Origin of the sequence: Streptomyces sp. NPDC048277 (genome assembly GCF_040652235.1) — a bacterium.
Classification (GTDB): domain Bacteria; phylum Actinomycetota; class Actinomycetes; order Streptomycetales; family Streptomycetaceae; genus Streptomyces.
The window spans coordinates 16,308-38,386 of the sequence record NZ_JBEZLQ010000044.1 but is presented as its reverse complement, the minus strand read 5'-3'; the positions used below and the strand labels follow the sequence as shown (position 1 = coordinate 38,386).

Annotated in this window: 13 protein-coding genes; all 13 read left to right on the top strand. The window is 70.8% G+C overall.

Annotation, left to right across the window (positions count from 1 at the left end; all coding sequences use genetic code 11):
* Window positions 1–77 precede the first annotated feature (77 nt).
* Window positions 78–1,127: a family 43 glycosylhydrolase gene (locus tag AB0D85_RS49315; protein ID WP_362337230.1), complete on the top strand. Its 1,050-nt coding sequence runs from the start codon at window positions 78–80 to the stop codon at window positions 1,125–1,127.
* A 220-nt stretch (window positions 1,128–1,347) separates the two neighbouring features.
* Window positions 1,348–4,164 carry a family 78 glycoside hydrolase catalytic domain gene (locus tag AB0D85_RS49310; protein WP_362337227.1) on the top strand — a complete coding sequence of 939 codons (2,817 nt, stop codon included), beginning with the start codon at window positions 1,348–1,350 and terminating at the stop codon, window positions 4,162–4,164.
* A 684-nt stretch (window positions 4,165–4,848) separates the two neighbouring features.
* A complete protein-coding gene (locus tag AB0D85_RS49305) occupies window positions 4,849–6,384 on the top strand; it encodes an ABC transporter substrate-binding protein (RefSeq protein ID WP_362337225.1) in 1,536 nt (511 codons plus the stop codon).
* Window positions 6,385–6,467: 83 nt separating this feature from the next.
* Entirely contained in the window at window positions 6,468–7,409 is a 942-nt protein-coding gene (locus AB0D85_RS49300; RefSeq protein ID WP_362337222.1) for an ABC transporter permease, read from the top strand.
* A 65-nt stretch (window positions 7,410–7,474) separates the two neighbouring features.
* Window positions 7,475–9,172, top strand: a complete 1,698-nt coding sequence (locus AB0D85_RS49295) for a dipeptide/oligopeptide/nickel ABC transporter permease/ATP-binding protein (RefSeq protein ID WP_362337220.1) — start codon at window positions 7,475–7,477, stop codon at window positions 9,170–9,172.
* The gene (locus AB0D85_RS49290; RefSeq protein WP_362337217.1) at window positions 9,169–10,005 is read left to right on the top strand and encodes an ATP-binding cassette domain-containing protein; all 837 of its coding nucleotides are present in this window, start codon (window positions 9,169–9,171) and stop codon (window positions 10,003–10,005) included. The genes AB0D85_RS49295 and AB0D85_RS49290 overlap by 4 nt, the downstream gene beginning before the upstream one ends.
* A 159-nt stretch (window positions 10,006–10,164) precedes the next feature.
* Complete coding sequence (locus AB0D85_RS49285; RefSeq protein ID WP_362337214.1) at window positions 10,165–11,448, top strand: MFS transporter; 1,284 nt, start codon at window positions 10,165–10,167, stop codon at window positions 11,446–11,448.
* A gap of 61 nt (window positions 11,449–11,509) precedes the next feature.
* A complete protein-coding gene (locus AB0D85_RS49280; protein WP_362337211.1) occupies window positions 11,510–12,190 on the top strand; it encodes a TetR/AcrR family transcriptional regulator in 681 nt (226 codons plus the stop codon).
* A 59-nt stretch (window positions 12,191–12,249) separates the two neighbouring features.
* Window positions 12,250–14,265 carry a Tat pathway signal sequence domain protein gene (locus AB0D85_RS49275; RefSeq protein WP_362337208.1) on the top strand — a complete coding sequence of 672 codons (2,016 nt, stop codon included), beginning with the start codon at window positions 12,250–12,252 and terminating at the stop codon, window positions 14,263–14,265.
* A gap of 52 nt (window positions 14,266–14,317) precedes the next feature.
* Window positions 14,318–15,364, top strand: a complete 1,047-nt coding sequence (locus AB0D85_RS49270; RefSeq protein WP_362337205.1) for a LacI family DNA-binding transcriptional regulator — start codon at window positions 14,318–14,320, stop codon at window positions 15,362–15,364.
* Between the two features lie 125 nt (window positions 15,365–15,489).
* Entirely contained in the window at window positions 15,490–18,321 is a 2,832-nt protein-coding gene (locus AB0D85_RS49265) for a family 78 glycoside hydrolase catalytic domain (RefSeq protein ID WP_362337202.1), read from the top strand.
* Window positions 18,322–18,361: 40 nt separating this feature from the next.
* Entirely contained in the window at window positions 18,362–20,770 is a 2,409-nt protein-coding gene (locus AB0D85_RS49260) for a glycoside hydrolase family 3 N-terminal domain-containing protein (protein WP_362337199.1), read from the top strand.
* 36 nt (window positions 20,771–20,806) lie between these two features.
* A complete protein-coding gene (locus AB0D85_RS49255) occupies window positions 20,807–22,066 on the top strand; it encodes an MFS transporter (protein ID WP_362337196.1) in 1,260 nt (419 codons plus the stop codon).
* The last annotated feature ends 13 nt before the right edge of the window (window positions 22,067–22,079 follow it).

Sequence of the window (22,079 nt, the reverse complement as noted above, 5' to 3'; positions counted from 1 at the left end):
CTCTTGACGGCCATGGGACCTCGCGTCTAACGTCCGCCTGTCGCATGGTCGTAGAACGTTACACAGCAGGAGTCGTGATGTACAAGTCCTTCCGCCCGGGCCAGACCTGGCTCGACACCAAGGGAGAGCGCATCCAGGCCCACGGCGGTTCGGTCCTGTACGAGGGCGGCGTCTACTACTGGTACGGCGAGAACAAGGAGCACACCAGGCCGGGCAGCGGCGTGTGGACCTCGGGCATCCGCTGCTACTCCTCCACCGACCTCTACAACTGGGAGGACCGCGGCCTGATCGTCCCGCCCGTCCTCGACGACCGGGACCACCCCCTGCACCCCGCCCAGAAGGTCGACCGCCCGCACATCCTGCGCAACCCCCGCACGGGCAAGTACGTCTGCTGGATCAAGATCATGGGAGCGGACGGGGTCCAGCGCTCCACCGTCCTCACCGCCGACTCGATCCTCGGCCCCTACGGCGTGGTCCGCACCGGGCTGCAGCCGCTCGGGATGAGTGCCGGTGACTTCGACCTGGCCGTGGACCCGTGGGACGGCAAGGGCTACTACTACTTCGAGCGCGTCCACTCCGAGCTGATCTGCGCCGACCTGACGGACGACTACACCGGCGTGACCGGCTACTACTCCACCCACTTCCCGCTCCGCCGGCCCCCGTTCGTCCGTGAGGCCCCCGCCCACTTCCAGCGCGACGGGCGGCACTACCTCATCACGTCGGGAACCACCAGCTACTACCCGAACCGCTCCCAGGTCGCCGTGGCCGACACCTGGCACGGTCCGTGGACCGTCCTCGGTGATCCGCACCCGGGCGACCCCACCGGGACCTCCTACCGCACCCAGGTCAGCTCGGTCTTCCGGCATCCGGAGCGCCCCGACCTCTACATCGCGCTCGCCGACCGCTGGCTTCCGCACCTGTCTCCCGAGGAGTCGGACCGGAACCAGATCTTCGACGAGATGTTCTCCGCGCAGGAAAGGGGCCTGCCCGGACCGGACTTCACCGAGCCCGAGGCGGACACCTCGGTGGCCGACTACGTGTGGCTCCCGATCCGTTTCCGGGCGGAGGACGGGTTGCCGGTGATCGACTGGCACGACGAGTGGACACTCGACGGCGACCTCCAGTGACGACCGACGGGCCGGGGGGCCGGCGCCGGAAACCGGCTCCAGGGCACCGGCCTGGTGACCCGGCCCCTTCCGTGTAACGATGCATGAGGCCGGCGGCGGCCCTGCCCGAGAGCTTCCCGCCCGGGCGGAATCCCGGCCCCGTCCGGCAGTTCACCGATCTGATCCGGTCGGCCCCTCCCTTCCGAGCAGGTCGGCCTCGACACCCCATGGAGTACCCCGCATGGCGATGGCCGCCGCCCCTGACCAGCCGCGGTTCGAGCACCGCACCGAGTCCGGCCCGGTGCTGGGCCTCGGGAACTCGTCCCCGCGCCTCAGCTGGACGCTCCCCTCGGCCGCCGCCGATTTCAGACAGACCGCGTACGAGGTGGAGGTGCGCCGGAAGACCGGCGTCACCTCCTACCGGGTGGAGAACGGGGAGCAGGTGCTCGTACCGTGGCCGGCCACCCCCCTCGGCTCGCGGGAAGCCGCCGCGGTGCGGGTCCGGGTCGCCCACGGGGACGACTGGAGTCCGTGGAGCGAACCGGCCGTCGCCGAGTGCGGCCTGCTCGAACCGGGGGACTGGAGCGCACGGTTCATCACCCCGGCCGCCGCGGACGGCCTCGGCGGACAGGGCGACCCCGCCCCGGTGCTCACCGGACGGTTCACCCTGCCCGGCCGGATCCGCACCGCACGCCTGTACATCACCGCGCACGGCCTGTACGTGCCGGTCCTCAACGGGACGCGGGTCGGCGACGAGTTCCTCGCGCCCGGCTGGACCGCGTACCAGCACCGGCTGCGCTACCAGACCCACGACGTCACCGGCCTGGTGACGGAAGGGGAGAACATCCTCGAAGTGCCGCTCGGCAACGGCTGGTTCCGCGGCCGTATCGGATTCTTCGAGCAGCGGGGCTTCTACGGGGACCGGCTCGCCCTGCTCGCCCAGCTGGAGGTCACGACCGACGACGGGAGCATGCATCGGTTCACGACCGGCGCGGACGGCTCTTGGACGGCACGGGAGAGCGAGATCCTCGCCGACGACCTCTACGACGGCCAGATCACCGATCTGCGCCGCGCGGGCCCCGCCTTCCCGCACCGCACCGGTTCGGTCGAGGTGGTCGACGCGGATCTGGGCGGCCTGGTCGCCCCCGACGGGCCGCCGATCCGTGTCACCGAGACCGTTCCCGCTCAGAAGGTGTGGACCTCGCCGACGGGCCGGACCTTGGTCGACTTCGGCCAGAACCTGGTCGGCTGGGTCCGGCTTCGGGTGCGTGGGGCCGCCGGTGCCGAGGTGACGGTCCGTCACGCCGAGGTCCTGGAGAACGGCGAGCCGGCGACCGCTCCGCTGCGCGGCGCGAAGGCGGCCGACACCTACTACCTCGCCGACGACGTGGCCGAGCAGACCCTCGAACCCACCTTCACCTTCCACGGCTTCCGATACGCCGAGGTGCAGGGCGTGGCGGGACTCGACGCGGCTGACCTCGACGCCGTGGTGCTCGGCTCCGACCTGCCCCGCTCCGGTTGGTTCTCCTCCTCGGACCCGCTGCTCGACCGCCTGCACGAGAACGTCGTCTGGGGCATGCGCGGCAACTTCCTCGACGTCCCCACCGACTGCCCGCAGCGCGACGAGCGCCTCGGCTGGACCGGTGACATCCAGGTCTTCGCCCCGACCGCCACCTACCTCCACGACGCGGCCGGCTTCCTCACGTCCTGGCTGGCCGACCTGGCCGCGGAACAGTATCCGGACGGCTCCGTCCCCTTCGTCATCCCCGATGTCCTGCGCACCCCCACCTGCGCCACGGCCGCCTGGGCCGACGCCGCCGTCCTCGTCCCCTGGGCCCTGTACGAGCGCACCGGCGACCGCGGCATCCTGCGCCGCCAACTGCGGAGCATGTGCGCCTGGGTGGACAAGGTGACCGAACTGGCCGGTCCCGACCGGGTGTGGGGCGGTGGATTCCAGTTCGGTGACTGGCTGGACCCGACCGCCCCCGAGGCCAATCCGTACGAGGCGCGGACCGACCCCGACCTCGTGGCCACGGCGTATTTCGCGCGCTCGGCCCAGATCCTCGCCGAGGCCGCCGCGCTGCTGGACGAGCCGGGCGTCGCCGAGAAGTACCGGGCGTTGGCCCAGGAGGTGCGGGCCGCCTTCGCCCGCACCTTCGTGACGGGCGCGGGCATCGTGCACTCCGACACCCAGACCGCCTACGCGCTGGCCATCGCCTGGGACCTGCTGCCCGAGGAACACCAGCGCAGGCTCGCCGGCCGACGGCTCGCGGACCTGGTGCGCACCGGCGGGTTCCGGATCGGCACCGGGTTCGTCGGCACGCCGATCGTATGCGACGCGCTGACCGCGACCGGTCACACCGAGGTGGCGTACCGGCTGCTCCTGCAGACCGGCTGCCCGTCCTGGCTGTACCCGCTGACCATGGGCGCGACCACCATCTGGGAGCGCTGGGACTCGATGCTGCCGGACGGGCGGGTCAACGGCAGCGGCATGACCTCCTTCAACCACTACGCCCTCGGCGCGGTCGCCGACTGGCTGCACCGCACCGTGGCCGGGCTCGCACCGGCGGCGCCCGGCTACCGGACCGTCACCGTCCGACCGCTGCCGACTGCGGCGCTCACGCATGCCGCCACCCGTCACGTCACGCCGTACGGACCGGCCGCCGTGTCCTGGACGCGTCGGGACGGGCGATTCCGGCTCGATGTGGAGGTGCCGGTCGGGGCCAGTGCCGAGATCCATCTGCCGGGCGGGGACGAACCCATCGTGGTCGGGCACGGCGCGTACCACTGGGAGTCGGCCGACCCCGTCGTATCCGCCGGCCGGCCAGAACCGGTCACCGTCCGTGACCTGTTGGACGACGCCCAGCGCTGGCCGGCGATCGTCGAAGCGGCCGCGGCCACCGGGGTCGCGCCGCGGGGCGAGGCCGAGGCGGCGGGCATGGTCAAGCCGTACCTCGATGCCCCGGCCGCGTTCATCGCCAAGGCGCTCGTCCCGCCGGAGAGCTTCCGGCCGGGCGGTGCCCTGGAGGAGCGGATCGCGGACATCCTCGGCGGCTGACAGCCGCCCCTACCTTCGCCCCTTCGCCCCTTCGCCTCTTCACCTCCTCATCGAGCACCATCCCCGCATCACCCGGCCCGTTCCGACGGGCCGGGCCACTGCCAACAACGACGTTGGATCCGGGAGACCACGTGTGCGACGACCGCACCCCTGACAGGGACCCGCCCTCCGTACCCGTCCGTGCGAGCCCCGCCGGGGCCGGAGGCGTTCTGAAGCCGGCCGGCAGGTCACTGCCCCACCTTGCCCTTCCCGGAGCCCCGCGGCGCGGGCTTCGACAGCGGAGGCCACACCGATGCCGAGGCAGGCCGGACTTCTGAGTATCCGGCCGGGGGCGCCACGCCTTCTGGCGCTCCATCGTCCTCACCGAACCGGCAAGGTATCCAATCCAGTCGGTGTTCGTGTCACCACCCGCACCTGGGACGCGGACCCGCTCTCAAGGCTGCCCGGAAGTGGAACATCGACCGGCCCCGCACGGCCGTCCGCAGCGGCCGGTGCACGCACGCACGAAAGCCCCGCCCACGCATCCTCGTGCCCGAACCGTGACTTCTCCGAACGACACAGTCTATTGACGCTCGGGAGGCCCGGAGTTACGGTCCCGTTCGTAAAACGTTACACACGCTGCGAAGGTGACGTCTTCCCTCTCGCGGTTCTCCCTCTCGCGTCACTTCCTTCTAAGGAGTCATGATGAGACGCGCACTTCCCCTGGCGGCCAAGGCCGTCGCCCCGCTGTCCGCGGCGGCCCTCCTGCTCACCGCCTGCACGGGCCAGGGCGCCGATGGCTCGGGTGCCGGCGCGGCGGGCGGCTCCACCAAGGACAAGCTGGTCCTCGGCATGACCGCCGACATCACCGGCTGGGACCCCTCCGCTCAGCCCGCCTACCAGGCATGGGGTTTCGAGGCGGCCTATGACACCTTGGTGAGCTGCAACAAGGACTGGAGCCTTGCTCCGGCCGCCGCCAAGAGCTGGGAGATCAGCGCCGACAAGAAGTCCTTCACCGCCCATCTGCGCTCGGGCATGAAGTTCTCCGACGGCACCCCGGTGACCGCCCAGACCGTGAAGGAGACCTTCGCGCCGCTGGCCAAGACGGCCTCGGACCGCTACGGCGGCATCAAGTTCGACATCCCCGACGCGCACACCGTCACCATCACCTGGCCCGACCCGCAGCCGCTGATGAACAGCCGGGTCTGCAACCCCAAGCTCGCCTCCGCCAAGTACCTCGCCTCCAAGGACAAGAACACCGCCCCGGTCGGCTCGGGCCCGTACACCTACGACGCCAAGGCGTCCACCGCCGGCTCGGTGTACGTCCTCAAGAAGAACCCCGACTTCTACGACGCCAAGAAGTACCCGTACAAGACCCTTGAACTGCGCGTCCTGAGCAGCGCCACCGCTGCTCTCAGCGCACTGAAGACGGGGCAGATCGACGGCACGGTCGTCACCGCCGACACCTACAACGAGGCCAAGCAGTCGGCGAACGTCAACGTCATGGCGATCGAGTCCGGCGTCACCGCGATGATGCTCACCGACCACGAAGGCAAGAAGATCCCCGCCCTCAAGGACGTCCGCGTCCGCAAGGCCATGAACATGGTCTTCGACCGTGACCTCATCGCCAAGAATCTCTACAAGGGCCTCGCGTCACCGACGTACCAGTTCTTCAACAAGAAGGGCGCGGCCTACGTCAAGGATGCGGGCGACGCCTACCCGTACAACGTTGCCCAAGCCAAGAAGCTGATGAAGCAGGCCGGTTACGAGAAGGGCTTCACCCTCACCCTGCCCACCATGGAGGGCCAGGCGTGGACGGTGCTGCTGCCGTACGTCACCCAGCAGCTCGCCGAGCTGAACATCACGGTGAAGAGCAAGACCCTGACCGGCGCCGACGCCATCAGCAAGCTCCTCAGCGGTGACTACCCGGCCCCGCTGTGGACCGTCGGCGCCAGCGCGGACTCCATCCAGGACATCTCGATCGGTGTGATCCCGGCCGGCTACTGGAACGTCTCCCACCAGTCCGACGCCACCGTCGAGAAGAACTGGAAGACCATCCTCACGGGCAGCGACAGCGAGTCCAGGACGGCTCAGCAGGCCATCGGCAAGTACGTCCTCGACAACGCATGGTACGTCCCGCTGGTCAACCCGCAGGTCTTCTACGCGTACAGCGACAGCGTCAAGATCTCCAAGTCCACCGACCCGAACGACGCGCACCCGCTCCTGCGCGACTTCCAGTAGACGTCGGCTTTCCGTACCCGACGAGCTGCGCCCATCCGAAGCGGCCGAACAGAACCCGAAGAAGACGAGGAACGGACCCTGTCATGCCCGCACTGCTCCTGAGACACCTGACGCGCGCCGCCGGGATCTTCCTGCTGGTGACCTTCTCCACCTTCTGCCTGATGTACGGCAATGGCGAAGGCGTCGCGAGAACCACGCTCGGCATGAGCGCGTCCGCCTCGGACGTGCGCCACCGGATGGTTGAACTCGGCCTGGACCGACCGCTGTTGGTCCAGTTCGGTGACTGGCTCCACGGGGTCTTCACCGGAGACCTCGGACACTCCTACCTCTCCGGCCAGTCCGTGGCCGGGGCGCTGGAGGTCCGAGTCCCGGTGACTCTCGCGCTGACCCTGCTCACCCTCGTCCTCACCGCCGTCCTCAGCGTCGTCCTCGGCGTCACGGCGGCGGTGCGCGGTGGCTGGGTGGACCGGGTGGTGCAGTTCCTCTCCGTGCTCGGCACCGCGGTCCCCTCCTTCATCGTCGCGATCGCCCTGGTCTTCGCCTTCGCTGTGCACTTCAGGGCTTTCCCGGCCACCGGATACACCTCACCCGAGGTCGGCCTGGGCGCCTGGATCTCCTCCGTGACCCTGCCGGTGCTGGCGCTGCTCATCGGCTCCGTGGCCGGTGCCGCCGTCCAGTTCCGGGCGGCGGTGCTCGACAACCTGGGGCGGGACTACGTCCGTACGCTGCGCTCCCGTGGTATCCCCGAGCGGCAGGTGATCTTCCGGCACGTCCTGCGCAACGCGGGCGGTCCCGGCCTCACCGTGCTCAATCTGCAACTCATCGGCACGCTGGGCGGCGCCGTCTTCGTCGAGCAGATCTTCGCCCTGCCGGGCATGGGCCAGCTCGGCAACCTCTCCGCCCAGTCCGGAGACGTGCCCATGGTGATGGGAACGGTCCTCGTCACCATCGTGATCGTGATCGTCGTGAACATCCTCGGCGACCTGGCCACCATGTTCCTCAACCCGAAGGCGAGAATCCGATGACCGCGCCCGATCCGGAGCCGGCAGCCGCGGCAGCTTCGGCTTCCTCGACCGAACGACCCCTGCTCGTGAGGCTGTTGCACAACCCGCAAGCCGCGATCTGTCTGGTGTTCGTGGCCTTCGTCGGGCTCGTCGCGGTCTTCGCGCCGCTCCTCGCCCCGTACAGCGCCACCTTCACGGACCTCAAGGCCGTGGACGCCCCCGTGTTCTCCTCCGGGCACCTCCTCGGCGGTGACGCCTCCGGCCGCGATGTGCTCTCCCGCCTCATCTGGGGAACCCGGCAGAGTGCGCTCGCCAGTCTCATCGTCCTCGGTGTCTCCCTGGCCGTCGGTGCCGTCAGCGGCCTGGTGGCGGGCTTCTACCGGGGCCGCTTCGAGGCCGTCTCCGGCTTCGCCACCGATGTCGTGATGTCGCTGCCCGGCGTCGTCCTCCTCATCGCCCTCTATTCCCTGACCGGTCCCGACATCCCGGTCGCCATGAGCGTGTTCGGCCTCCTGGTGGCCCCTGGCTACTACCGCCTCGTGCGCGGCGTCGTGGTCGGAGTGCGCGGCGAGCTGTACGTGGACGCGGCTCGCGTCGTGGGCCTCTCCGACCTGCGCATCGTCGGGCGCCATGTGCTGTGGGCGGTACGCGTCCCGGTCGTCATCCAGAGCTCCTTCGTCCTCGCCGCCGGTATCGGCATCGAGGCCGGTGTCACCTTCCTCGGCCTCGGCGACGCCAACGCCGGTTCCTGGGGTGTGGTGCTGCAGCAGGCCTTCGAGAACGTCTACAACAATCCGGTGGGGATCGTCTGGCCGGCCCTGGTGATCAGCCTCACCATCCTGTCGCTGATCCTGCTCGGCAATGCCCTCAGCGATGTCCTGCAGGCATCCGCCCGCAGCAAGCCGGTGACCGCCAGGCAGCGCAGGGCGGCGCTCGCCCGCGTGGCCGCCGAGGGGAAGCAGCCGGCCCCCGCCGCACAGGAGGCCATCCTCTCCCTGCGGGGGCTGCGCATTGCCTACCCCCAGGGCGAGGAGATGCGTGAGGTGGTCCACGGAGTCGACCTGGACGTGCGACGCGGAGAGATCCACGGCCTGGTCGGCGAGTCCGGGTCGGGTAAGTCCCAGATCGTCTTCTCGGTCCTCGGCATCCTGCCCCGTGAGGCCCTCACCCTGGCGGGCAGCGTGCACCTCGACGGAGCCGACCTGCTCGCCGACGAGCGCCTGATGCGCGCCGCCCGAGGGCGCCGTATCGCGTATGTCCCCCAGGAGCCGATGTCCAACCTCGACCCCTGCTTCACCATCGGCCGCCAACTCCTGTACGGGCTGCGGGCCACCACGGACCTCGGGTCCGACGAGGCCAGGGAGCGCATCGTCGCCCTGCTCACCCGGGTCGGCATCAGGGACCCCGAGCGCGTCATGGACCTCTACCCGCACCAGATATCCGGCGGTATGGCGCAGCGTGTCCTGATCTGCGGCGCGGTCGCCTCCGACCCCGACGTGATCGTCGCCGACGAGCCGACCACCGCCCTCGACGTCACCGTGCAGGCCGAAGTCCTGGAACTGATGCGTGAACTGGCCCGGGAACGCGGCCTCGCCATGATCATCGTCACCCACAATCTGGGCGTGGTCGCCGACCTGTGCGACACCGTCAGCGTCATGAAGGACGGCTGGATCGTCGAGCGGGCCTCGGTGGACGACCTGTTCGATGCACCCCGCGAGCCGTACACCAAGGAACTCCTTTCCGCCTCCCGCCGCGTCGAGCTGATGGAGATCGAGACCCCATGACCGAGCCCGTGTCCGTCGCCGCCCCGCTGCTCAGGGTCGAGGACCTGGTGGTCCGCTTCGCCGAACGCCGGGGCCGCGGTAAGACCGTCATCGACGGCGTCAGCTTCGACCTCGCCCCCGGTGAGACGCTCGGCCTGGTCGGCGAGTCCGGCTCCGGCAAAACCACCATCGGCCGCGCGATCCTGGGCCTGGCCCCGGTCAGCGGCGGCGCGATCACCTTCCGTGGCGAGACCATCAGCAATGTCTCCCGCGCCCACCGGCGGAAGATCGCCAGCGACATCCAGGTCGTCTTCCAGGACCCCTACTCGTCGCTCAACCCCTCCATGACCGTGGGCAGCATCCTGGTCGAACCCCTCGACGCGGCCGGCGTCGAGGGCGCCGCCGCCCGCATCCGCGAGCTCCTCGACGCGGTCGGCCTCCCCGCGGACGCCGCCCGACGCCACCCGCGCGAGTTCTCCGGCGGACAGCGCCAGCGCGTCGCCATCGCCCGCGCCCTGGCCCTGTCCCCGGCGGTCATCGTCTGCGACGAGCCGACCAGCGCCCTGGACGTCACCACCCAGGCCAAGGTGCTCACCCTGCTCAAGGACATCCAGCGCGAGACCGGCGTCGCGTATGTCTTCATCAGCCACGACCTCGGCGTCGTCAACGACATCAGCGACCGCACAGCCGTCCTGAACGAGGGCAGGATCGTCGAGCTCGGGGACGCCGCCCAGGTCGCCACGGCGCCGGTCCATCCGTACACCCGCCGTCTCCAGATGGCGGCCCCCGTCGCCGACCCGAAGAGGCAGCGCGAACGTCGCGCTCAGCGGGTCGCGGTCCTGCGGGCACCTTGAGAAGCGCCGGTCCTCAAATATTGAGTGGCACTTGATTTTGGACCCAATTATTTCGCTCGGGATCTTCAAAGTGATGCGCCAAATCCATATGATGCTCGAACTTCGCTGAGTTTCGCCGGTGTCGCTCGCCGGTCTTCACGGCGTGACAAGGAGGTCACCGTGAAAGCGTCGCTCCTGGCGCCCGCTCCCGACAGGGAGGACATCGGGGTGCCGTCCCCGAGGGTCGGCCTCGTCCGCAACGGGATCGGTCTCACCGGCGCCAACCTGGGCACTTTCGTCCTCATCAACGCGATGGGCAGTGTGCTCCTGCCGACGATCATCGCCGACAGCGCGGGGGAGTCGGGCAAGGAGAGCTGGTACGGCGTCGTCACCTCGGCAGCGGCCGTGGTCGCCCTCTTCGTGAGCATGGCCACCGGAATCCTCTCCGACCGGACCCGCAGCCGCCTCGGCCGCCGCGCACCGTGGGTCCTCGGCGGCGCCCTCGGAGTCGCCGCGGCGATGACCCTGCTCGGCCTGGCCACCGGGCCCTGGTCGATCCTGGTCGTCTGGTGCCTCGTGCAGGCCTGTGTCGCCGCGCTCCAGGCCGCGCTCGGCCCGGTCATCGCCGAGCGCGTCCCGTTGCACCGGCGCGGCCTGCTGTCCGCCGTCTCCGCGCTGGTCACGAGCTCCGCCGCGATAGGCGCTGGCTTCCTCGGCGCGATGTACGTGCATCACCCGGCGTCCGGCTTCCTGGTTCTCGCCGCGTTCGTGCTGACCGGCGCCGTGCTGTTCGTGGTGGTCGCACCCGACCACCCCAGCAGGGGCGCGGCCGCGGCGGCCACGGCAGCCCGGGAGCCCGGCCCGTCGGTGTGGCGCGGGCTGCTCACCGTCTTCCGGGTGCCGAACCTGCGCTGGACGTGGCTCGGCCGGTTCCTCGTGACGCTCGCCTACCAGCTCATCCAGACCCGGATGCTGTACCTCCTGCAGGACCGCTTCGGACTCGGGCTCGACGACGCGGCCACGGCGGTGGCCACGATCACCGCGAGTGCGGGGCTGTTCACCGTGGTCGGCCTTGTCGTCTCCGGCACGCTCTCGGACCGCTTCGGGCGCAGGCCCTTCGTATATTTCGGCGGGGTGGGCTGCGCCGTCGGCTTCGCCCTGGCGGTGTTCACCGGCACGCAGGGGCAGTTCACGATCGCCTGGGCCGTGGTCTCGCTCTCCTTCGGCGCGTTCATGGGCGTCGACGCCGCGCTCGCCGCCGACGTCCTGCCGGACGTGCAGGACGCCGCCCGCGACCTGAGCCTCATCAACACCGCCAACACCCTGCCGCAGACCTTCGCCCCGGTACTCGGCTCGGTGATCCTCGGCGCGGCGGGTGGCGCGTACACCGTGCTCCTCGTCATCGCGGTCGTCGCCTCGTTCCTCGCCGTCCCGGTCACGGCCCGGCTGAAGGGCGTGCGATGAGGCATGCGCCGAACGGTCTGCGGCGGCCTGGGCGCCGTGACCTCCCCGATAGCGTGACCGGATGACGCCGACGCAGCAGACACCGCCACCGGCGGGGACACAGACGACGAACAAGCGCGGTCCGTACGCCCGCTCGCGCAGGCGGCGGGAGGAGATCGCCTCGGCCGTCCTGGAACTGGTCGACGAGGTGGGGCACGAAGGTGTCACCACGGCGCTCGTGGCCAGCCGTTCGGGCACACCCGAAGCGACCGTGCTCTACCACTTCCCCTCCAAGGACCAGTTGCTGATCGCCGCGCTGCGCCGGGCCGACGACCTCGCGGCCACCGGGATCGACCCGGACGCCGAGGACTTCGGCCTCGACCTGGAGGAACTCTCCCAGCATGTCGACGCTGCCATGGACGCCCAGCCGCGTCGGCAGCGCCTGACGGAGATGATGCGCGGGCGGGCGGCCACCGAGGGGCATCCCGCGGCGGAGTACTTCCGTGAACTGCACGAGCGGGCCGTCACCGTGCACGCTCGGATCATCAGCAACCGGCAGCGGGCCGGACTCGCGCATCCCGGCCTCGACCCACGGACGGTGGCCCGTCAGGTCATCGCCCTGTGGGGCGGACTCGGCGCCATGCGCATCGTCGACCCGGCCCTCCGGATCGGCCCCCTGCTCGGTGACGGAATCCGGCGCCTGAGCGGAGAGAACGTCATGCAGATACGCGCCCTCCTGGACGACCCGGGCGTGGGCCTGTGACCAGCGCGCCGCGCTGAACCGGAAAGTGAACGACCCAGGGAAACACGGAGAAGACAGCAGTGGACAACGGAGACTTCGGCCGGCCGTACACCGACATCGACGAATGGCGCACCGAACCCGTGCCGCACCGCTACATCCACGGCGGCTTCGACAACCATGCCACCCGCTTCTCCTTCTACTTCCCGCCGGCCGGGCAGTATGAGGGCCGCTTCTTCCAGCACATCACTCCTGTCCCGGAGAGCGAGCACCTGGCGCGGACGGCACGCGGCCAGGAGGACCGCATCTCCTTCGCCGCCGCGAGCGGCGCCTACTTCGTCGAGACGAACGGCGGCGGCGACCAGTACGGCGAACCCGGCTCCGACACCGACCCGACCATCGCCGCGTACCGGGCGAACGCGGCGGCCGCGGCCTACTCGCGGGAAGTCGCGCGACGGGTCTACGACAAGGGCCACGACCAGTACGGCGATGCCGGTCGTGCCGGTCGTGCCGGTCATGCCGGTGCCCCGGGGCACCGCCCGTACGGCTACGCGTACGGCGGCAGCGGCGGCGGGTTCCGCACCATCGGGGCCGCGGAGAACACCGAGGGCGTCTGGGACGGCTTCGTGCCGTACGTGATCGGCAGCCCCATGGCCATCCCCAACGTGTTCAGTGTGCGCATGCACGCCCAACGCGTGCTGCGCGACCGCCTCGACGGCATCGTCGACGCGCTCGAACCGGGCGGCAGCGGTGACCCGTACGCGGATCTGACACAGGAGGAGGCGGACGCGCTGCGGGAAGTGACCCGGATGGGTTTCCCCCTCGCGTCCTGGTACGGGCACCGCACCATGGGCACCCAGGCCTTCGCCGTCCTCTACCCGCATGTCAAGCAGGCGGACCCCGGCTACTTCACGGACTTCTGGACCGTGCCCGGGTATCTGGGCGCGGACCCCGACTCGTCCGTGCACCGGGACCGGCTGCGGCTGCGGGCCGAGGTGGCGGAAGCGCTCTACGCGGGCGACACCGTGTCGGCGCGTAGGGGTGTCGACAACTCCTTCGCGGGGGCGGCCGATCAGCGGGCCGTCACCGCCGTACGTCTCACGGCGCCCGCCCCGATCGACTGCGAGGGCGCGGAACTGGCGGTGGCCACCGGCGCCGCGGCCGACGAACGGTTCAGCGTCAAGCACGTCCGCGGCGACCTGGTGACCCTCGACATCCAGGACCGCGGCCACAGCCTGCGCGGCATCCTCCCCGGCGACGCGATCGACCTCGACAACAGCGGCTTCCTCGCCGCGCAAACCTACCACCGCCATCAGGTGCCGTCGGCGGACTTCACGGTGTGGGACCAGTTCCGGGACGCGCACGGAAACCCGATCCCTCCCCAACGGCCCATGATCATAGGTCCGTTGTTCGCGCAGGCCGCGGCCGGTACGGTGCAGAGCGGCCGGATCGGGGGCAAGATGATCGTCGTCGCCTGCCTCGGCGACCGGGAGGCGTTCCCCTGGCAGGCCGACTGGTACCGCGGCAAGGTCCGCGCACACCTGGGCGACACCGAGACCGACCGCTTCCGGCTCTGGTACGTGGAGGCCGCCCTGCACGGCGACGAGGAACGGCAGGAGCACCCCACCCGCACCGTCTCCTACCTCGGCGCCCTGCACCACGCGCTGCGCGACCTCGCCGCCTGGGTCGAGAAGGACGAGGCGCCGCCGGCGTCCACCCGCTACACCGTCGAGGACGGGCAGATCCGTGTGCCGGCCACCGCCGGCGAACGCGGCGGGGTGCAGCCCGTGGTGCGCCTCACCGTCAATGGTGGTGCGTACGCCGAGACCGCGGTGGGTGAGGAAGTGCTGCTGCGCGCCGAGGCGGAGGTCCCCCGGGGCGCGGGACAGCTGGTCGCGCTCCAGTGGGACTTCGGAGGCGAGGAGGCCTTCCCCGTCAGACAGACGGGGGGCCGGGCGGCGGCCGAGCGGATCCACGCGTTCGGCGCGCCCGGCACGCACATCGTCACCGTGCGGGCCCGGGCCCAGCGCGAGGGGGACGCGTCGACGCCGTTCGCCCGGACCGACAACCTGGCGCGGGTGCGCGTGGTGGTCCGCTGACCCGCTGATCACCGCCCACGGTCCGCCGACGGGCTGAAATAGGATGCCCCGCATGACTGACGCGCATCCGAGACGCAAGCAGACCCAGCCCCGCGCCACCATCAAGGACGTGGCGCGGGAAGCAGGCGTCTCGGTCTCGGCCGTGTCCAAAGTCCTGCGCGACGCGTACGGCATCAGCCCCGAGATGCGCCACAAGGTCACCGCCGTGATCGAGCGCCTCGGCTACCGGCCGCATGCCGGAGCCCGGGCCATGCGGGGCAAGTCCTTCACCGTGGGCATCGTGCTGACCGACCTGTCCTCACCGTTCCAGACCGAGGTCGCCCAGGCCATTAGTTCCACCCTGCGCGCGGGCCCCTTCCAGGAGATCATCGCGATCGGCGGAGCCGAGACGGCTCGTCAGCGCCACTGTGTGGAAGCGCTCGTGGACCGTCAGGTCGACGGCCTCATCCTGCTCGCGCCCTGGGTGGAGATGGACTGGCTGGAGCAGCTCGCCGCCCGCATCCCGACCGTGGCGGTCGCCCTGCACGGAGCGCCCGACCACATGGACACCGTGACCAACGACGACCGGCTGGGCGCCGCGCTCATGGTGGACCGCCTCGTGGAACTCGGCCACCGCCATATCGCCCACACCGGCATGCCCGACGGTCCCTTCCAGGAGCCGTACGTGCTCTCGCACACCGCCCGTCGGCGCGGCTACGAGGAGGCCATGCGGCGCCATGGCCTGGAGCCGGACGTCGTCGTCACCTCGTACACGGAGGCCGGCGGGTACGACGCGGCGACCGAGTTGCTGGCGCGGCGGCAGCCCCCGACCGCGATCTTCGCCGGCGCCGACATCGCCGCCCTCGGGGTGCTGCGGGCCGCGGAGGAGAAGGGGCTCGCCGTGCCGGAGGACCTGACGGTCGTCGGCTACGACGACATCCTCGCCGCCCGCATCAGCCGCGTCTCGCTGACCACGGTCGACCAGTCCGGCGAACTCACCGGCTCGGTCAGTACCCGGCTGCTCCTGGAGCGCATCGAGGGGCGCGGCAAGTCCGTCCACTACGTCATCGTGCCCCGCGTGGTGAACCGGAACACGGCCATGGCCCCGGCCGGCTCCTGAGGGGTGCCGGAGTCTTGACGCAGGTTGACATGGGTTCTTAACCTTCTCAGGGTGTAGAACGTTACACGCCCCTGTTGCGGCCGGCCCGGACCGGTCACCAAGTCCTTGAGAACCTGGAGACTCGCATGGTCGTGGCAGCAGCCCCCGGCATCCCCCGCTTCGAGCACCACCCGGCGGGCGCCGCACTGCTCGGCGTGGACACCCCACGACCCCGGCTCAGCTGGCTGGTCCCGTACGCCGACGCGGGATACGAGCAGACCGCCTACGAGATCGAGATCGTCCGGGACGGCGGCGCCGCCGAGCGCCACCGCGGGGACGGCGTCGACCAGGTCCTCGTCCCCTGGCCGGCCGCACCGCTCGCTTCCCGCGAGTCGGCCGCGGTACGCGTACGGGTCGCGCACAAGGGCGAGCACGGCGAGGACTGGAGCGCGTGGAGTGAACAGGCCGTCGTGGAGGCGGGCTTGCTCGATCCCGCCGACTGGAGCGCGGCCTTCACCGCCCCCGTCGGTATCGGTGGCCCCCACCAGCCCGCACCGCTCCTCACCGGCACCCTCGACGTCCCCGGCCGAGTCGTCCGCGCCCGCCTCTACGTCACCGCCCACGGCCTCTACGTCGCCACGCTCAACGGGCACCGGGTCGGAGACCTCCACCTGACCCCCGGCTGGACCTCCTACCAGCACCGGCTCGCCTACCAGACGTACGACGTCACCGACCTGGTCCGCGCCGGCCGCAACGAACTGGACGTCCTCCTCGGCAACGGCTGGTACCGCGGCCGGGTCGGCTTCCACCACGCGCGGGCCTTCTACGGCGACCGCTTGGCGGTGCTCGCCCAGCTGGAGGTCACCACCGCCGACGGCACCGTGCACCGGCTCGCCTCGGACGGCACCTGGACCGCCCGCGAGAGCGAGATCCTCGCCGACGACCTGTACGACGGCCAGCGCACCGACCTGCGCAGGCGCGGCGCCGCGGGGACGGCGGCGACGGGCACGACCGAGGCCGTCGACACCGACCTCTCCGTCCTCGTCGCTCCGTCGAGCCCACCCGTCAGGCAGACCTCGGTTGTGCCGGCCGAGCGGGTGTGGACCGCACCGTCCGGCCGGACTCTCGTCGACTTCGGCCAGGTCGCGGTCGGCTGGGTACGGCTGCGCGTGCGCGACCTCGCGCCCGGCACCGAGGTGGTCGTCCGCCACGCCGAGGTCCTGGAGGACGACGAGCTGGGCACCCGCCCGCTGCGCTCGGCCGAGGCGAGGGACAGCTACCTCGTCGCGGGCACCGGCGAGGAGGTCCTCGAACCCACCCTGACCTTCCACGGTTTCCGGTACGCGGAGGTCACCGGCGTTCCGGACCTGGCTGCCAAGGACGTCGAACTGGTCGTGATCGGATCCGACCTGACCCGGACCGGATGGTTCGACTCCTCGCACGAACTGCTCAACCGGTTCCACGTGAACGTGGTGTGGTCGATGCGCGGCAACTTCGTCGAGGTGCCCACCGACTGCCCGCAGCGCGATGAACGCCTCGGCTGGACCGGCGACATCCAGGTCTTCGCGCCGACCGCGTCCTTCCTGTTCGACTCCGCCGGCTTCCTCGACTCCTGGCTCGCCGACCTCGCCGCCGAGCAGGAGCCGGACGGCGCGGTGCCGTTCGTCGTGCCGGACGTGCTGCGGACCTCGTCCCCGACCGCGGCGGCCTGGGGCGACGCCGTGACCATGGTGCCCTGGGTCCTCTACCAGCGCTACGCCGACCGCGGCCTGCTCGGGCGTCAGCTGCCCGGCATGCGCCGCTGGGTCGACCGGCTGGCCGAGCTCGCCGGTCCCGACCGACTGTGGACGGGCAGCTTCCAGTTCGGCGACTGGCTGGACCCGACCGCCCCGCCCGAGTACCCGGCCCGGGCCAAGGCCGACCCCGACGTGATCGCCACCGCGCACTTCGCCCGCTCGGCCGAGATCGTCGCCGAGGCGTCCCGTCTGCTCGGCCTCGACAAGGACGCCGAGCGCTACGGCTCCCTGGCTGCGGAGGTCCGCGCGGCCTTCGCCCACGCCTATGTCACCCCCGCGGGCCGGGTCCACTCCGACGCCCAGACCGTGTATGCCCTGGCGATCGAGTGGGCCCTGCTGCCGGAAGAGGAACAGCGGCAGGAGGCGGGCCGGCGCCTGGCCGACCTCGTCCGCACGTCCGGATTCCGCATCGCCACCGGCTTCGTCGGCACCCCGCTGGTGACCGACGCACTCACCTCCACCGGACACGCCGACGTGGCTCACCGTCTGCTGCTGCAGACCGCGTGTCCGTCCTGGCTGTACCCGGTGACCATGGGGGCGACCACGATCTGGGAGCGCTGGGACAGCATGCTGCCGGACGGCAGCATCAACTCGGGCGAGATGACCTCGTTCAACCACTACGCGCTCGGCGCCGTCGCCGACTGGCTGCACCGCAAGGTCGCGGGGCTTGCCCCGGCCGCCCCCGGCTACCGCGAGATCGCCATCGCCCCCGAACCGCCCACCGCGCTCACCTCCGCCTCGGCCCGCCACCTCACCCCGTACGGGGAGGCCCAGGTGGCCTGGGAACGCGTGGACGGCACGATGCGAGTGAACGTCGTCGTACCCGTCGGAACCACGGCCCACGTCCGGCTGCCGGGCGTCGACGGGACCGAGACGGTGGGCCACGGCGAGCATGTCTTCGAGATCCCCGACCCAGTCGCGGCGGGCACCAGCGCACGGCCCGTGGCCACGGTGCGCGACCTGTTCGACAACCCGGAGCTCTGGACCGCCATCGTCGACGCGGCTGTCGAGACAGGCATTGCCCCGGGTGGTGAGGAACAGGTCGCCGTCCTCTGCGCCAGTCGTCTCGACGACGAGGTGTCCGGCCTCGCGCACGCCGTCGCGCCGCCCGAGTTCCCCTCGCCGGCTGCCGTCGCGTTCCGGAAGCGGTTCGCCGAGATCCTGGCCGGCCATGTCCGCTGAACCGCGCCCAGACCTACAGACGGAGAGCACGGGCCAGACCATGTCTACAACGCAGCCTCACCGCCACCGCGACGTCCGCCTGCCTGCCGACACCCGCGTTGCGCTGCTCCTGGAGGAGATGACCATTGAGGAGAAGTGCGCCCAGCTCACCGCCGTTTGGCCCTGGAAACTGATCGATGCCGACGGCGTCGAGGCCCCCGGAGCAGAGGAGATCCTGAAGGCACCACCAGGGCACATCCCCGCGCTGTCGGCCGACGACCCGAACCACATCGCCCGCATGACGGGCGCGATCCAGCGCCAGTACGTCACGCGCACCCGCCTCGGTATCCCCGCGCTCATCCACCAGGAGGCGCTCAACGGCCTCATGGTCGGCGGCCACATGGTGTTCCCGACCGCCATCGGCCTTGCTGCCGGCTTCAGCCCCGAGCTCGTCCGCGACATGGCCGACCTGATCCGTCGCCAGATGCGCCGCCTCGGCTACGGCCAGGCACTCTCCCCGGTCATGGACGTCGCGCTGGACCCGCGCTGGGGCCGGGTACACGAGACCTATGGCGAGGACCCCTACCTGTGCGCGGCGTTCTCCGTCGCGTACACGCTGGGACTGCAGGGCGAGAGCCTGGGGGACGGCGTTATCGCCACGGCCAAGCACTTCCTCGGCTACGGGATGGCCTCCGGAGGCGTCAACCTCTCCGCCTACGAGGGCGGCGACCGGCGCACCCGCGATTTGTTCGCCTACCCCTTCGAAGCCGCCATCCAGCTCGCCGGCCTCAGGTCCGTGATGAACTCCTACGGCGATGTCGACGGCGTCCCGGCCGGTATCTCCCGGGAGGTCCTCACCGACCTGCTGCGCGACACCCTCGGCTTCGAGGGCTTCGTCTCCTCCGACTACGACACGGTGAAGCAGGTCGTCACTCGCCAGCGCGCCGCGACCACACCCGGCGAGGCGGCGCGCCTGGCGATCGCCGCAGGCCTGGACGTCGAACTGCCGGTCCCGTTCGCGTACGGCGAGGCCCTCGTTGACGAGGTGCGCTCCGGCCGCCTCGACGAGGGCGCGGTCGATGCCTGCGTGCGGCGGGTGCTGCGCGCCAAGTTCGACCTCGGCCTGTTCGAGAACCCGTACCCGCAGGAGCACATCGACGTGGCCGCGATCGCCGGGGAAGGCAGGGAGCTCTCCGCCGAACTCGCCCGTCGTGCGGTCGTGCTCGTCGAGAACGACGGCATCCTGCCGCTGGGCCGGCAGGGCCTGACGGTCGGTGTGATCGGGCCGCACGCGGACGCGGCCTGGCTGCAGTTCCCGACGTACGCCTATCCGTCGTGGCGGGACGCGGTCAAGGCCGTCGATCTCGGCGAGGCCATGAACATGGTCGGCGGCGAGACGCCCCAGACCGCCTGGAACAAGGCCATCTTCACGTCCGAAGACTCCGACACCTTCGCCCGCGAGCGCTATGGGGCACGCCCGCTGCACGAGGAGATCGCCGAGTTCGCCGGCACCGTGCTGACCGAGCCAGGGAGCACACTCACCCGTGAACTGGGCGAGAGCGCGGCAGAACGCGTCGCCGACATCGCCGCGCGCAGTGACGTGGTCGTCCTCGCGCTCGGCGGGGCGAGCCTCTGGTTCAACGGCGAACGCACCGAGGGCGAGGGCAGCGACAGCGCCGACATCGCCCTGCCCGAGGCGCAGTCCCGGCTCGCCGAGGCGGTCGCGGCCACCGGAAAGCCGTATGTCGTCGTGCTCTTCCAGGGGCGCGCCTACACCCTGCCCGAGGTGGTCCGGGGCGCCGCGGCGATCGTCGTGGCGCCGTACGGCGGCCCGTTCGGCCTGAAGGCGGTCGCCGAGGTCCTCTTCGGCGCCGTCAACCCGAGCGGCAGACTGCCGTACAGCATCCCCCGGCACACCGGGCAGATCCCGGTGTACCACCACCAGAAGTCCGGCACCGGCTACCGCAACCCGATCCCACCGGGTACCTCCGAGCTCTACCTGGACATGCCGGGCACGCCTCTCTACACGTTCGGACACGGCCTGAGCTACACCGACTTCACCCTCGGCGACCTCGCCTGCGACCCCGAGACCGGCACCCAGGGGTCGGTCCGCATCGCTACGACCGTCACCAACACGGGTGCGTCCGGAGGCGCGACCGTCGTCCAGCTCTACGTACGGGTCAACACCTCGGGAGTCACCCGGCCCGCCCAGCAGTTGGCCGGCTTCTGCCGGGTAGCGCTGGCGGCGGGAGAGGTCCGCCGAGTCACGTTTGAACTCGCCGCTGCGCAACTCGGATACACCGACCTGGCACGGGAGTTCACCGTCGAACCCGCGAAGGTCGACTTCTTCCTGGGCTTCGACGCCGACGACCGACGCGTCAAGGGGTCCTTCGAACTCGTCGGCGAGAAGCGGGTGCTGGCGAGTGCGCAGCGTTCTTTCCTCTCCGAGGCAGTGGCCGAGCATGTCTGACCGGCTTGTCCCCAACCGGGCCGCGGGTACGTGACCGTGTCCGGGACCACCTATCGAAAGCTGCTGCGCACGCCCTCGGTCTCCTGGCTGCTCGCCACCTCGGTCATCGGCCGCTTTCACCAGGGCATGACGGGGCTGGCGCTGATGATGCTCACGACCCGCCACTCGTCGTACGCGGTGTACAGCGTGGTCTCGGCCGCCGCCGTGATCGGTACCTTCGTCGCCGGGCCGCTGCTCAGCAGGCTGGCCGACACCCATGGCCGGCGCCCGGTACTCGCGGTCACCGCCGTGCTCTACGCCCTGGTCATGGGGGCGCTGACCGTCGTGCCCCCGCGCCCCGTGCTGCTGGTCGCCCTGGCCCTGCTCAGCGGACTGTGCACCCCTCCGCTGACCGCGGCGGTCCGAGCCGCGCTGCCGACACTCGTCCGACCCGAGCAGCGGCGGACCTTCTTCGCACTCGAAGCGACCGCGCAGGAAGTGATCTTCATCGCCGGGCCGGTGATGGTGTCGACGTGCGCCGTGTTCGGCGGACCGCGCCTCGCCATGGGTGCGTGCGCGGGGTTCGTGCTCGCCGGAACCCTCGCCTACACCTACGACGGCAATGTGGAAGCCGGCCGTGCCCCCGAAGCCCGCTCCACGAGTGGCCGGCTGCTTCAGGCACCGGGTGTCCTGCGTCTGCTGGTGACCGGGGTCCTGCTGACCGTGGCGCTCGCCGGGCAGGTCATCGGTGTGGTCGCCATGGTCAGCGGGCGGCACGCGTCGTCGGAGTCGGGATTCGTGCTCGCGGTCGGCAGTCTCGGGTCCCTCGTCGGCGGGTTGGTCCACGGCGCGAGCAGCCGCCGCCCTGCCCGCCTCAGACATCTGATGCTGTTTCTGGCCGCAGGACTCGCCGTACTTCCGCTGGCACCCGGACCCGGCGTGCTGACCGTTCTTCTCTTCTTCTGGGGGACGACCGTCGCTCCCGTGATGTCCGCGCTCTTCGCCCGGCTGTCGGCGCGGGCACCAGCCGGCTCAGCCGCCGAGGCCTTCGGCTGGATGGGCAGCATGTTCGCCGTCGGCAACGTGCTCGGATCCGCGCTCGGCGGAGTGCTGATCTCGGTCCTTGGCGCCCGTGCCCCCGTCGTGATGGCGTGCGGGCTCGCCGTGCTCGCGGCTCTGGTCTGCGAGCGTCGGCCGGGTCTCCGCGGGCGGCCCGACGCGCCGTCGGGCGACGAGAAGCACGGCGAAGCAACCTGTGGAAAGGCCGGGCCGCCGCAGACCGAACCCCATGACCGCCACCGCGCCGCCGACTGCTGAATCGAGGGACACC

Coding starts and splice junctions, on each gene's coding strand:
- AB0D85_RS49315 (WP_362337230.1), top strand. CDS start 78: ATGTACAAGTCCTTCCGCCCGGGCCAGACCTGGCTCGACACCAAGGGA.
- AB0D85_RS49260 (WP_362337199.1), top strand. CDS start 18,362: ATGTCTACAACGCAGCCTCACCGCCACCGCGACGTCCGCCTGCCTGCC.
- AB0D85_RS49280 (WP_362337211.1), top strand. CDS start 11,510: ATGACGCCGACGCAGCAGACACCGCCACCGGCGGGGACACAGACGACG.
- AB0D85_RS49310 (WP_362337227.1), top strand. CDS start 1,348: ATGGCGATGGCCGCCGCCCCTGACCAGCCGCGGTTCGAGCACCGCACC.
- AB0D85_RS49300 (WP_362337222.1), top strand. CDS start 6,468: ATGCCCGCACTGCTCCTGAGACACCTGACGCGCGCCGCCGGGATCTTC.
- AB0D85_RS49305 (WP_362337225.1), top strand. CDS start 4,849: ATGAGACGCGCACTTCCCCTGGCGGCCAAGGCCGTCGCCCCGCTGTCC.
- AB0D85_RS49290 (WP_362337217.1), top strand. CDS start 9,169: ATGACCGAGCCCGTGTCCGTCGCCGCCCCGCTGCTCAGGGTCGAGGAC.
- AB0D85_RS49270 (WP_362337205.1), top strand. CDS start 14,318: ATGACTGACGCGCATCCGAGACGCAAGCAGACCCAGCCCCGCGCCACC.
- AB0D85_RS49265 (WP_362337202.1), top strand. CDS start 15,490: ATGGTCGTGGCAGCAGCCCCCGGCATCCCCCGCTTCGAGCACCACCCG.